At 45.0% G+C, this 12,333-nt stretch carries 9 protein-coding genes; 3 read left to right on the plus strand and 6 right to left on the minus strand.

The genetic code is table 11. The annotated features are described in order from the left end of the window. Positions 1-179: 179 nt before the first annotated feature. The 3 genes from MHB50_RS19450 to MHB50_RS19460 all read left to right on the plus strand — a co-directional run bounded on the left by MHB50_RS19450 (position 180) and on the right by MHB50_RS19460 (position 3,111). Complete coding sequence (locus MHB50_RS19450) at positions 180-926, plus strand: metal ABC transporter ATP-binding protein (RefSeq protein ID WP_339165442.1); 747 nt, start codon at positions 180-182, stop codon at positions 924-926. Beyond that, entirely contained in the window at positions 926-1,756 is an 831-nt protein-coding gene (locus MHB50_RS19455) for a metal ABC transporter permease (RefSeq protein ID WP_339165444.1), read from the plus strand. Before MHB50_RS19450 ends, MHB50_RS19455 begins: the two co-directional genes overlap by 1 nt. 392 nt (positions 1,757-2,148) lie before the next feature. Next, on the plus strand, positions 2,149-3,111 hold the full coding sequence (locus MHB50_RS19460) for a zinc ABC transporter substrate-binding protein (RefSeq protein ID WP_339165446.1): 963 nt from the start codon (positions 2,149-2,151) through the stop codon (positions 3,109-3,111). A gap of 730 nt (positions 3,112-3,841) precedes the next feature. Here the strand turns inward: MHB50_RS19460 and tuf are convergent. The 6 genes from tuf to rpoC all read right to left on the minus strand — a co-directional run bounded on the left by tuf (position 3,842) and on the right by rpoC (position 12,325). Continuing rightward, positions 3,842-5,029 carry an elongation factor Tu gene (gene tuf, locus MHB50_RS19465; protein ID WP_077111543.1) on the minus strand — a complete coding sequence of 396 codons (1,188 nt, stop codon included), beginning with the start codon at positions 5,027-5,029 and terminating at the stop codon, positions 3,842-3,844. 129 nt (positions 5,030-5,158) lie between these two features. Then, positions 5,159-7,234, minus strand: a complete 2,076-nt coding sequence (gene fusA / locus MHB50_RS19470; protein WP_077111542.1) for an elongation factor G — start codon at positions 7,232-7,234, stop codon at positions 5,159-5,161. A 57-nt stretch (positions 7,235-7,291) separates the two neighbouring features. After that, positions 7,292-7,762 carry a 30S ribosomal protein S7 gene (gene rpsG, locus MHB50_RS19475; protein WP_077111541.1) on the minus strand — a complete coding sequence of 157 codons (471 nt, stop codon included), beginning with the start codon at positions 7,760-7,762 and terminating at the stop codon, positions 7,292-7,294. Between the two features lie 47 nt (positions 7,763-7,809). Further along, positions 7,810-8,229: a 30S ribosomal protein S12 gene (gene rpsL / locus MHB50_RS19480; protein WP_077111540.1), complete on the minus strand. Its 420-nt coding sequence runs from the start codon at positions 8,227-8,229 to the stop codon at positions 7,810-7,812. A gap of 105 nt (positions 8,230-8,334) precedes the next feature. Beyond that, the gene (locus MHB50_RS19485; protein ID WP_077111539.1) at positions 8,335-8,583 is read right to left on the minus strand and encodes a 50S ribosomal protein L7ae-like protein; all 249 of its coding nucleotides are present in this window, start codon (positions 8,581-8,583) and stop codon (positions 8,335-8,337) included. A gap of 142 nt (positions 8,584-8,725) precedes the next feature. Next, a complete protein-coding gene (gene rpoC / locus MHB50_RS19490) occupies positions 8,726-12,325 on the minus strand; it encodes a DNA-directed RNA polymerase subunit beta' (protein ID WP_205180088.1) in 3,600 nt (1,199 codons plus the stop codon). Positions 12,326-12,333: the final 8 nt, after the last annotated feature.

Here is a 12,333-nt window from a genome sequence, read left to right on the forward strand (position 1 = left end):
CGGGCATTTTAAAAAGTAAGGAATATATCTCAAGACTGTTTTATTAAAATGTATAAGGTGTTTACAAAAGAGCAGAGTTTGTATATGCTGGTTAATAAGTTTACCAAGAGAAACTTTTTTTACCGAACGAACAATTCTGGCGCTATTTATAAATATCAATACAAAGGAAGGTGAAGGTTATGGCGGATCAAGTTGTATCCGTGCGTAATCTGTCTGTATCTTATTACGGGAAGGAGGTTCTCAAAAATATTAATTTTACGTGCGAACGCGGAAAGCTCATAGGTATTATCGGACCAAACGGCGCGGGAAAATCAACGTTGATCAAAGCATCTCTGGGCTTGATTCCCAAAAGCAGTGGACAAGTCACCATTGGCGGGAGGCCGCTGAAGGAAGTGAGAAATAAAATTGCCTATGTTCCACAGCGGGCAAATATTGACTGGGATTTCCCAATCATTGTCAAAGATACCGTTCTATTAGGAACATATCCAAATCTGGGACTTTTCCGCCGTCCGTCGAAAGCGGACAAAAAATGGGCTTTGGAATGCCTGGAAAAAGTGGGGATGGAAGACTTTACAAAAAACCAGATCGGAGAACTGTCAGGAGGTCAACAACAACGGGTATTTCTGGCACGGGCGCTCGCACAGCGCGCTGAATACTTCTTCCTTGACGAGCCCTTTGTCGGGGTTGATGTGGCAAGTGAGGAAGTCATTGTCAATATCTTAAAATCATTGAGGGATGAAGGAAAAACCGTATTCGTCGTTCACCACGATTTGACAAAAGTGGAAAGCTACTTTGATGACCTTATTCTCATTAATAAAGAATTAATTGGCGCTGGGCCTGTTGATCGGATCTTCCGACCCGAGTTGATGCAGGCAGCTTACAAGTCTCCTGTCCATATGTTTGAAAGTTTGGGGGTCGGCATGTAATGGCGTTTATTCAAGATTTAATGACGTATGAATTTTTACAGAAGGCCTTTATTACTTCCATTATAGTGGGCATCATTTGTGGAGTAATTGGAAGTTTCATTGTTTTGCGCGGAATGGCATTAATGGGTGATGCCATTGCGCACGCTGTTTTACCTGGAGTCGCGATTTCGTACATGCTTGGTATCAATTTTTTCTACGGTGCCGTAGCAACTGGCGCTTTGACATCACTAGGCATCGGACTGATAAGCCAAAACAGCCGTATTAAAAATGACTCTTCGATCGGCCTTGTCTTTTCAGCCGCATTTGCCTTGGGAATTATTTTAATCACTTTAGCCCAAAGTGCGACGGACTTGACACAGATCCTGTTCGGAAATGTATTGTCGGTCAGAGCTTCTGACATGTGGGTCACACTCATTATCGGAGCCGTGGTCGTTCTTGTTGTTGTTTTGTTTTACAAAGAATTGCTTGTCTCAAGCTTTGATGAAACGATGGCTGCTGCTTATGGGCTCAAAACGAGACTGATCCATTATTTGATCATGGTACTTCTTACACTTGTCACTGTCGCTTCCTTGCAGACCGTAGGTGTCGTTCTTGTTGTATCCATGTTAATTACTCCGGCATCTACTGCCTATCTGCTGACAAACCGGCTGTCAACCATGATTCTACTTGCCGCAATATTTGGAGCACTGTCTTCGATTATCGGATTATATTTTAGTTTTGTTTATAACCTGCCTTCCGGACCCGTGATCGCACTGGCGACAACAGCGATTTTTCTTGTTGCATTTCTGTTGTCTCCCAAGCAAGGAATTCTGTGGAGGAAGATAAAGTGAAACTTCATTCAGTAGGAGTTTTCTTCCATCTCCTACTGAATGTTAGTTGAACCAATCGGGCATTTAGGTGCCGTTTTCTCACACTTGGACCTTTTGTATTCACTCAAGATTTTGAAGTGGGAGTCTTACGGCACCTTATATGCGGGATAAAGTGAAACTTCATTCAGTAGGAGTCCTACTGAATGTTAGTTGAACCGATCGGGCATTTAGGTGCCGTTTTCTCACACTTGGATCTTTTGATATTCACTCGAGATTTTGAAGTGGCAGCCTTACGGCACCTTATATGCGGGAAAAAAATGAACAGGCAGAAAGCTTCGCTAGGCTATTGCATGGGAGCAACCGGAAACAGGTATCACATAAGAAATATTTTATTTGAAAAGGAGTTTTGCAGATTGAGGAAATTATTGAAATGGATTGGACTGGCGAGCATAGCGGCTTTGTTGCTTACGGCTTGTGGAAATGAAAAACCGGCATCAGAGGCGGGCGGAAAACCGGCATCCAAAAAGGACGAACCCTTAAAGATTGTCACTTCCTTTACAATAATTCAAGACCTTGCAAAGGAAATTGGCGGAGAGGATGTCGAGGTGCACAATTTAGTTCCAACAGGCACGGATCCCCATGAATATGAGCCGCTGCCGGAGGACATTAAAAAGGCTACTGATGCGGATGTGCTCTTCTATAACGGTTTGAATCTGGAAGGAGGCAAGGACGGCTGGTTCTATAAAATGGTAGATTCTGTTGGGCAGAAGGAGGAAAATGTGTTCAATTTGACAGAAAGCATAGAACCGATGTATATCAGCAGTAAAGATGGCAAAGAAGAGGAAATGAATCCACATGCCTTTATCGATCCCAATGTAGGAATCCAAATGGCTGAGGCGATGAGGGACGCTTTAATCGAAGTAGACTCTGATAATAAGGAGAAATATGAAAAACGCGGGAATGAGTACATTGAAAAGTTGAAGGAGATTGAACAGAAGTACTCAGAGGAAATTGAAAAGATCCCTGAAGAAGATCGCATTTTAGTAACGAGTGAGCGCGCATTCCAATATATGGCCAAACGTTACGGGTTAAAAGAGGCCTATATATGGGCAATTGACACAGAGGAAAACGGCTCGCCCTCACAGATTAAGTCACTTGTTCAATTCATTAAAGAGCATAATGTGCCTGTTCTCTTCCTTGAATCTAACGTTGACCCGCGTCCGATGGAGACTGTTTCAAAAGAATCCGGAATCCCTATTTATGAAAAACCAATCTATTCCGATGAGATTGGCAAGCCTGGTGATGAAGTTGATACTTATATCAAGTATTTGGAATACAATATTAACATCATTGCTGATGGCCTGAGCAGATCATAAGTGATGAAAAAAGCAAAGCGCTAAAGTCGATTCGCACTGGCATAACTCAAATATTGAGGCGGCTACCTCGTTGAGCCGCCTCAACAAAACTGCTTCCTTTCTTTGTTAAAAAGCTCCCAAGTTTCATCAAGGGAGTGTGGGTGATGACCGTTTTTTCGTTTATCTGCGCTGACCAGGCGCGATACTACTGGTCTAATGACGATCTTTTTTCATTTGTCTCCGCTGTTCGAACACGACTCCAGCGGTCTGATGACCGTTTTTCATTTATCCCCGCTGTCTTTTGAACAGATGATCTTCCACTGGAATTCAGTACGTAAGAAATACAAAGGCAAAGCACCCCTTGAATATGAAAAACACACAAAGTCAATGCCTACGATTAATTGTTCCGCAGGATCTGAAGGTGAGCCTGAGAAATTCCGTGTGGAGTTTGGGGCCGTGGCTATGGATCACAAGCGGGCATCCGTCAATACTTTCGAGAGCGGATTTCATAAATAAAAATCAGATGGGTGACCTATGGGTCGGTTTTTCGGCCCATAGGTCACCTCTTCTTCTATGTAAAAACGTTGTGCTACCAACATTTGTGAATTTCATTTTTTTAGACAGCTCTTAATAAGTCTTGGCCGGGTTAATGATGAAAAGGGACAACACCCATTTTTTTGCACAAAAAAGAGCAGGGAGTGATCAGTTCCCTGCTCTATATTTGTTTTTTATTTGCCCTTTAGGCAATGCATTACTTTTCGATAGATGCAACGACGCCCGCGCCTACAGTACGCCCACCTTCACGAATTGAGAATTTGGTTCCTTCTTCAATCGCGATTGGGGAGATAAGCTCAACAGTCATTTCGACGTTATCGCCAGGCATAACCATTTCTACTCCATCAGGAAGGTTGATGATTCCAGTTACGTCCGTTGTACGGAAGTAGAACTGTGGACGGTAGTTCGAGAAGAATGGAGTGTGACGTCCACCCTCTTCTTTAGAAAGAACATAAACTTCCGCTTTAAATTTTGTATGGGGAGTAATGGAACCTGGTTGAGCCAACACTTGGCCACGCTGAATTTCGTCACGGGAAACACCGCGAAGAAGGGCACCGATGTTGTCTCCAGCTTCAGCATAGTCAAGAAGCTTACGGAACATTTCAACTCCGGTAACAATTGTTTTCTTGGATTCATCAGCAAGACCAATGATCTCTACTTCATCGCCAACTTTTACTTGACCGCGCTCTACACGACCCGTTGCAACTGTTCCACGTCCAGTAATAGAGAATACGTCCTCAATCGGCATCATGAACGGTTTGTCAGTTTCACGCTCTGGAGTTGGGATATAAGAGTCAACTGCATCCATTAATTCAACAATTTTATCTTCCCACTCAGCTTCGCCTTCAAGAGCTTTAAGAGCTGAACCTTTGATAACAGGAACGTCATCGCCAGGGAAATCATATTCGGAAAGAAGATCGCGGATCTCCATTTCTACCAATTCTAATAGTTCTTCATCGTCAACCATGTCACATTTGTTCATGAATACAACGATGTAAGGAACGCCAACTTGACGGGAAAGAAGGATATGCTCACGAGTTTGCGGCATTGGACCATCCGCTGCAGACACAACAAGAATTGCGCCGTCCATTTGGGCAGCACCAGTGATCATGTTTTTAACATAGTCAGCGTGTCCTGGGCAGTCTACGTGTGCATAGTGGCGTTTGTCAGTTTCATACTCCACGTGGGATGTAGAGATAGTAATTCCACGCTCGCGCTCTTCAGGAGCGTTGTCGATCATGTCATAACCTTTTGCTTCACCGCCGCCGCGTTTAGACATAACAGTTGTAATTGCAGCAGTCAAAGTTGTTTTACCATGGTCAACGTGTCCGATTGTACCAATATTCGCATGTTCTTTGGAACGATCAAATTTTTCCTTAGCCATTAGGAAATCCTCCTTTATAATTAAAAAATATTAAGTATGATAGAGCGCCTTAAAGCCGGGAGGATTCCCGTCTTTAAAGCTGCCCGGACATCTATAAGTAGTTATACTTGATAGACGTTGTAAAATCAATTATTCACCGCTATTTTTTTTGATAATCTCTTCAGCAATTGATTTAGGTACTTCTTCATAGTGATCAAAGTGCATTGTATACGTTCCACGCCCTTGTGTGTTAGAACGAAGGGTTGTCGCATATCCGAACATTTCGGAAAGAGGGACAAATGCTCTTACAACCTGTGCATTTCCTCTTGCTTCCATTCCTTCAACACGGCCGCGGCGGGAAGTAACGTCACCCATAATATCACCTAGATATTCTTCAGGTACAATGACTTCAACTTTCATGATTGGTTCCAAGATAACCGGGTTACATTTTTTCGCAGCATTTCTTAAAGCGAGTGAAGCTGCGATTTTAAAGGCCATTTCACTTGAGTCAACATCGTGGTATGAACCATCGTACAATTTGGCTTTTATGTCGATGAGCGGGTATCCCGCCAAAATTCCGTTGCTCATCGCATCTTCCAGGCCGGCCTGAACCGCTGGAATATATTCACGAGGAACAACACCCCCGACGATGGCATTTTCAAATTCAAAGCCTTCGCCTTCTTCAAGCGGTGAAAACTCGATCCAGACGTGCCCGTACTGGCCGCGTCCACCAGATTGGCGTACAAATTTTCCTTCCACTTGAGCTGTGGAACGGAAAGTTTCACGATAAGAAACTTGCGGCGCACCAACATTTGCTTCAACTTTAAACTCCCGCTTTAAGCGGTCAACGATAATGTCAAGGTGAAGCTCACCCATTCCGGCAATAATAACTTGGCCTGTCTCAGGGTTCGTTTCTGCACGGAAAGTCGGGTCCTCTTCTTGAAGTTTGGCAAGAGCAGCGCCCATTTTGTCTTGATCGGCCTTTGACTTGGGTTCGATCGCAACTTCAATGACCGGCTCTGGGAATTCCATGGACTCCAAGATAACGAGGTTTTTCTCGTCACAAAGAGTGTCGCCTGTGCTCGTATCTTTTAAGCCTACTGCCGCGGCAATATCACCGCTGTAAGCAGTTGAAATTTCTTCACGGTGGTTCGCATGCATTTGCAGGATGCGTCCGATCCGTTCGCGTTTGCCTTTTGTTGAGTTTTGAACGTAAGAGCCGGACTCAAGCGTTCCGGAATATACCCGGAAGAATGTAAGGCGTCCTACATATGGGTCTGTCATGACTTTAAATGCAAGAGCGGAAAAAGGTTCGTTGTCATCGGCATGACGCTCTACCTCTTCCTCCGTTCCCGGCACAATTCCTTTAATGGACTCGATATCCGTAGGAGCTGGCAAGTAGTCAATAACTGCATCAAGAACTGGCTGAACGCCCTTATTTTTGAAGGCTGTTCCGCAAAGAACAGGATAGAATTCAACTTTTAGTGTTGCAGCACGAATAGCTGCTTTCAACTCTTCAGTCGTAATTTCTTCGCCCTCAAGATATTTCATCATGAGTTCTTCATCAAAATCGGATACGGCTTCTATTAAGTTGGCGCGCATTTCCTCTGCTTTATCTTTCAAGTCATCAGGAATTTCAGATTCGGTTGCATCTAGCACGTCGCCTTCATAAATCCACGCCTTCATTTCCACAAGGTCCACTATACCCCTAAAATTGTCTTCTGCACCTATAGGAAGCTGAATTGCATGGGCATTTGCCTGTAATCGGTCATGGATTGTTTTGATCGCATACTCAAAGTCAGCGCCAATTTTGTCCATTTTATTTACAAAGACGATACGTGGTACACCGTAAGTTGTCGCCTGCCGCCAAACTGTTTCTGTTTGCGGCTCGACACCTGACTGGGCGTCAAGAACAGTTACGGCGCCATCAAGGACCCGCAAAGAACGTTCAACTTCAACTGTGAAGTCTACGTGGCCAGGAGTATCGATAATGTTGACACGGTAACCTTTCCACTCTGCCGTTGTAGCAGCGGATGTAATCGTAATACCGCGTTCCTGTTCCTGCTCCATCCAGTCCATTTGCGAGGCACCTTCGTGAGTCTCACCCACTTTATGAATGCGTCCCGTATAGAAAAGTATGCGCTCTGTTGTTGTTGTTTTACCGGCATCAATGTGAGCCATGATTCCGATATTACGAGTCTTTTCTAAGGAGAACTCTCTAGGCATCTCGTATTTCTCCTTCCTGGAATGTATAAATGATTAGTGGTAAAAATCTTTTTATGCTTACCAGCGATAATGAGCAAACGCTCTGTTCGCTTCCGCCATTTTATGAGTGTCTTCACGCTTTTTAACTGAAGCGCCGCTGTTGTTGGCAGCATCAAGAATTTCATTCGCCAAACGCTCTTCCATTGTTTTTTCTCCACGAAGGCGGGCGTAGTTTACTAACCAGCGCAATCCAAGCGTAGATCGGCGCTCTGGGCGTACTTCTATCGGCACTTGGTAGTTGGCGCCACCAACACGGCGAGCTCTTACTTCCAATACAGGCATGATGTTTTTAAGCGCCTGTTCAAACACTTCCATTGGGTCTTTGCCGGATTTTTCTTGAACAATATCGAATGCTGAATATAGGATAGACTGTGCTTTTCCTCTTTTTCCGTCTATCATAAGTTTGTTGATCAAACGAGTAACAAGCTTAGAGTTATAGATCGGATCAGGGAGAACATCCCTCTTGGGAACAGATCCTTTACGTGGCATTGAGTTTCCTCCTTTCGCGATTCGTTAAAACATTGTAGAATGATCGATTATTTTTTGTCTTTAGGGCGTTTTGTTCCGTATTTCGAACGGCTTTGTGCACGGTTTTCCACGCCAGCAGTGTCAAGAGCACCGCGTACAATATGGTAACGTACACCTGGCAAGTCTTTAACACGTCCGCCGCGGATCAACACAACGCTGTGTTCTTGCAGGTTATGCCCTATTCCAGGAATGTATGCAGTTACCTCAATTCCATTAGTCAAACGGACACGGGCATATTTACGAAGTGCAGAGTTCGGCTTTTTAGGCGTCATTGTTCCTACACGAGTACATACACCGCGTTTTTGAGGGGATGATACGTCAGTCGTTGTTTTCTTAAAGCTGTTGTATCCTTTATTCAGCGCAGGAGAGTCAGAAGTAGTTACTTTAGACTTTCTTGGCTTACGAACCAATTGATTGATTGTAGGCACTGTTTGCTCCTCCTTTCATGATTTTACTAGTCCCACACATCCAGGTGGTTCTTTTTTAGGCAAAAAACAAGTTTTTGCAGATATTGGTTTCCTGCAAAAACACCATTAGTGAGTAATAGCAACGGTTGCCGCTCCCACTTCAATTCCGCACGCTTTGCCCAACCGTTTCATCGAGTCGACTTTTGTAACGGGCACATTCGCTTCGTTGGCGGTTTGAATGATGTTTCCGATGATGCGCGGATCTGCATCCTCGGCGACAATTACTTCAATCACGTGTCCGGACTTCAGAGCTCTCAACGTTTGCTTTGTTCCTATAATTACATTTGTAGCCTGTGACACTTTTTCATAAGACAATGTGTATATCCTCCAAAGTAACAGGTTAATGATAGGATCACCTTGAATATATTATCATCTGATATTTTCAATGTCAACATAAATCAGAGAAATTTATTGATATAACCCGCCAGCCTGAAAGCTGGCGGATTGTTGTTATTGATTATTGTGATTCCACGTTTACTGTTTCTTCCCGCTCCTCAACTACGGCTCTTGCTTTCCTGTAACGCTGCATGCCTGTTCCTGCAGGAACGAGTTTTCCAATAATGACATTTTCTTTTAACCCGAGCAGTTCATCCCGCTTGCCTTTGATGGCGGCATCGGTCAGGACTCGTGTCGTTTCCTGGAAGGAAGCGGCAGACAAGAATGAATCAGTTTCAAGTGATGCTTTCGTAATACCAAGCAAAATCGGACGGCCGATTGCCGGCGTTTTCCCTTCCAAGAGGGCTTTTTCATTTGCATCTGTAAACTGATGAATGTCAAGAAGCGTTCCAGGCAGTACGTCTGTATCCCCTGCGTCGGTTACTCTGACTTTGCGGAGCATTTGCCGCACCATTACCTCAATATGCTTATCCCCAATTTCAACACCTTGCATACGGTAAACCTTTTGTACTTCAAGCAACAGATATTCTTGTACTGCGGCAACATCGCGCGCGCGCAGAAGTTCTTTAGGATCAATCGACCCTTCAGTCAATTCCTGCCCTCGCTCCACGCGATCATTGACGGCAACACTCAAGCGGGCCGTATAAGGAGCATTGTACGTTTTGCTTTCGATTTCGCCTTGGACGACGATTTCGTGCTGACGGTCACGACCTTCGTTAATGGCAGTAACAACGCCGCTGATTTCCGAGATAACCGCCTGCCCTTTCGGATTTCTCGCTTCAAACAACTCTTGAATACGAGGAAGACCTTGCGTGATATCGTCCCCCGCCACACCCCCGGTATGGAATGTTCTCATTGTTAGCTGGGTACCAGGCTCACCAATCGATTGGGCAGCGATGATTCCGACCGCTTCTCCCACATCAACAACAGAACCGGTGGCCAGGTTGCGGCCATAACATTTTTTACATACACCGTGGCGCGTGTTACACGTAAATGCAGAGCGAATCCATACTTTTTCAATGCCTGCGTTGACGATTTCCTTGGCCGAATCCTCGGTAATCAACGTATTTTCTCTCATGATGACTTCTCCTGTTTCAGGATGAACGATCTTCTTGCGAGAAAAGCGGCCAATCAACCTCTCTTCCAGGGACTCAATTTCTTCGGATCCGTCTTTTAGTGCCCCTACGAGAAGTCCGCGGTCTGTTCCACAGTCATCCTCACGAACAATGACGTCTTGAGCTACATCGACGAGACGCCTTGTCAAGTATCCGGAGTCGGCAGTCTTAAGCGCTGTATCCGCCAAACCTTTACGAGCTCCGTGTGTTGAAATAAAGTACTCGAGTACCGTCAATCCTTCACGGAAGCTTGATTTGATCGGAAGTTCAATGATTCGTCCAGCCGGGTTCGCCATCAGCCCGCGCATTCCTGCCAGCTGGGTAAAGTTGGACGGGTTACCACGGGCACCGGAATCACTCATCATGTAGATCGGGTTCAGGTTATCAAGAGATTCCATCAATTTATCTTGTATATCGTCTTTCGCTGCGCTCCAAATGGAAATAACACGGTCATAGCGCTCTTCATCTGTAATCAAACCACGCTTGAATTGCTTCATGACATTATCGACTTTCTTTTGAGCCTCTTCCAAAATCGTCTCTTTTTCTGCCAAAACAACAATGTCAGAAACACCAACAGTAATTCCGGCTTTTGTAGAATATCTGAAGCCGAGATTCTTCATCCGGTCAAGCATTTTGGAGGTTTCGGTAATCTTGAATCTCTTAAAGATTTCCGAAATGATGTTACCGAGTATTTTTTTCTTGAACGGCTGCACGATCGGTTGCTTTTTAATATATTCACGAACGTTCTCTGTTGGAGAAACAAAGTATTTGTCAGGGGTATTTCCTTCCAAATTCTCGATCGTCGGTTCGTTAATGAACGGGAACGAAGGTGGTAAAATCTCGTTGAAAATGACTTTCCCGACAGTTGTAATAAGCAATTTCTTACGCTGTTCGTCTGTAAACCTTTCGTTCTTCAGCGCCTCGGCATGAATGGCGATCCGGGAATGAAGATGTACGTAACCGTTATGGTACGCAAGAAGCGCCTCATTCTGATCGGTAAAAATCATTCCTTCGCCCATGGCACCTTCACGCTCAAGTGTCAAATAATAGTTGCCGAGAACCATGTCTTGTGATGGCGTAACGACCGGTTTTCCGTCCCTTGGATTCAGGATGTTTTGGGCCGCGAGCATCAGCAACCTTGCTTCAGCCTGCGCTTCAGCCGAAAGCGGCACGTGTACAGCCATTTGGTCGCCATCAAAGTCCGCATTGTAAGCCGTACAAACAAGTGGGTGAAGGCGAATAGCTCTGCCTTCTACAAGTGTCGGCTCAAATGCTTGGATTCCAAGTCTGTGTAATGTCGGCGCGCGGTTCAATAGAACCGGATGTTCCCGAATTACTTCCTCAAGTACATCCCAAACCTCGGGATGAACTCGTTCGATTTTGCGTTTTGCGCTTTTTATATTGTGTGCAAGACCTTTTTCCACAAGCTCTTTCATGACAAAAGGTTTGAACAGTTCAAGAGCCATTTCTTTCGGAAGCCCGCACTGGTACATTTTCAGGTTCGGGCCTACAACAATAACCGAACGTCCTGAGTAGTCAACACGCTTACCGAGCAAGTTTTGACGAAAACGTCCTTGCTTTCCTTTCAACATGTGGGAAAGTGATTTAAGCGGGCGGTTTCCAGGCCCCGTTACCGGGCGCCCTCTTCGGCCGTTGTCAATCAAAGCATCTACCGCTTCTTGAAGCATCCGCTTTTCATTTTGTACGATAATACCCGGAGCGCCCAAATCTAATAGCCGTTTTAGGCGATTATTTCGGTTAATAACCCGCCGGTATAAATCGTTCAAATCTGAAGTTGCAAAGCGGCCGCCCTCCAGCTGCACCATGGGGCGCAGTTCAGGAGGAATAACCGGTAGCACATCGAGCACCATCCAGTCCGGATGATTTCCGGAATGTCGAAAAGCTTCCAGTACCTCAAGACGCCTGATGGCGCGCGTACGACGCTGGCCCTGCGCCGTTTTCAGCTCTTCTTTTAGTTGATCCACTTCTTTGTCAAGATCGATATCCTGCAAAAGCTTTTTGATCGCTTCTGCGCCCATGGATGCATGGAATTGCGTTCCATATTTTTCACGGTACGCACGGTATTCCCTTTCAGATAAAAGTTGTTTCTTTTCTAGAGTCGTATCTCCCGGATCTGTCACAACATAAGATGCGAAGTAAATAATTTCTTCCAACGCTCTTGGTGACATATCAAGGAGAAGCCCCATTCGGCTCGGAATCCCTTTAAAATACCAAATGTGAGAGACGGGAGCGGCGAGCTCAATATGGCCCATGCGCTCGCGGCGAACTTTCGCCCTTGTTACTTCAACGCCGCACCGATCACAAACAACGCCTTTGTAACGTACACGCTTGTATTTACCGCAATGACACTCCCAATCCTTCGTCGGTCCGAAAATACGCTCACAGAAAAGGCCGTCTTTTTCTGGCTTAAGTGTTCTATAGTTGATCGTTTCCGGCTTTTTCACTTCCCCATACGACCATGAACGAATCTTATCTGGTGAAGCAAGGCCTATTTTCATATACTCAAAATTGTTTACATCCAACAAGGGGCCTA

Origin of the sequence: Siminovitchia sp. FSL H7-0308, assembly GCF_037980985.1 — a bacterium.
GTDB lineage: Bacteria > Bacillota > Bacilli > Bacillales > Bacillaceae_C > Siminovitchia > Siminovitchia thermophila.

Excerpts from the sequence above, each read along its gene's own strand:
- MHB50_RS19450 (WP_339165442.1), top strand. The coding sequence starts at position 180 with ATGGCGGATCAAGTTGTATCCGTGCGTAATCTGTCTGTATCTTATTAC.
- MHB50_RS19455 (WP_339165444.1), top strand. The coding sequence starts at position 926 with ATGGCGTTTATTCAAGATTTAATGACGTATGAATTTTTACAGAAGGCC.
- tuf (WP_077111543.1), bottom strand. The coding sequence starts at position 5,029 with ATGGCTAAGGAAAAATTTGATCGTTCCAAAGAACATGCGAATATTGGT.
- fusA (WP_077111542.1), bottom strand. The coding sequence starts at position 7,234 with ATGCCTAGAGAGTTCTCCTTAGAAAAGACTCGTAATATCGGAATCATG.
- rpsG (WP_077111541.1), bottom strand. The coding sequence starts at position 7,762 with ATGCCACGTAAAGGATCTGTTCCCAAGAGGGATGTTCTCCCTGATCCG.